Here is a 570-nt window from a genome sequence, read left to right as displayed (position 1 = left end):
TCAAAGCTTACTTACAGCTCCCCGAAGCATATCGGCGTTAGTCCCGTCCTTCATCGACTCCTAGTGTCAAGGCATCCACCGTGCGCCCTTTCTAACTTAACCAAACTAAAATTAAAAAATATGAGCTACACTGTTATCTAGTTTTCAAAGAACATACCATTTGCTATTTAAAATAGCTTTTTGGTGGAGCCTAGCGGGATCGAACCGCTGACCTCCTGCGTGCAAGGCAGGCGCTCTCCCAGCTGAGCTAAGGCCCCAAGTTGTATGGTGGGCCTAAATGGACTCGAACCATCGACCTCACGCTTATCAGGCGTGCGCTCTAACCAGCTGAGCTATAGGCCCATACAAATTGCAGGATTTATTTATATCATATCCTCATTTAAGAGTCAATACTTTTTATTGAACTCTCAAAACTAAACGAAAACGAAACACGGAAACTTATATTGATAAGCAGCGCTTATCAATTCTCCATAGAAAGGAGGTGATCCAGCCGCACCTTCCGATACGGCTACCTTGTTACGACTTCACCCCAATCATCTGTCCCACCTTAGGCGGCTGGCTCCAAAAGGT

At 45.6% G+C, this 570-nt stretch carries 2 tRNA genes and 2 rRNA genes; all 4 read right to left on the bottom strand.

Annotated features, from left to right (window positions below):
• Positions 1-102 (bottom strand): 23S ribosomal RNA (locus ACTFRN_RS28055); the annotation flags it as partial.
• 79 nt (positions 103-181) lie between these two features.
• A tRNA-Ala gene (locus ACTFRN_RS28050) sits at positions 182-257 on the bottom strand.
• Positions 258-265: 8 nt separating this feature from the next.
• A tRNA-Ile gene (locus ACTFRN_RS28045) sits at positions 266-342 on the bottom strand.
• Between the two features lie 132 nt (positions 343-474).
• Positions 475-570, bottom strand: a 16S ribosomal RNA gene (locus ACTFRN_RS28040); the annotation flags it as partial.

Origin of the sequence: Bacillus cereus group sp. MYBK245-2 (genome assembly GCF_051916145.1) — a bacterium.
GTDB classification, from domain to species: Bacteria; Bacillota; Bacilli; order Bacillales; family Bacillaceae_G; genus Bacillus_A; species Bacillus_A pacificus.
Note: the sequence above shows the minus strand (reverse complement) of the source record. Positions and strands in the feature narration are given on the sequence as shown.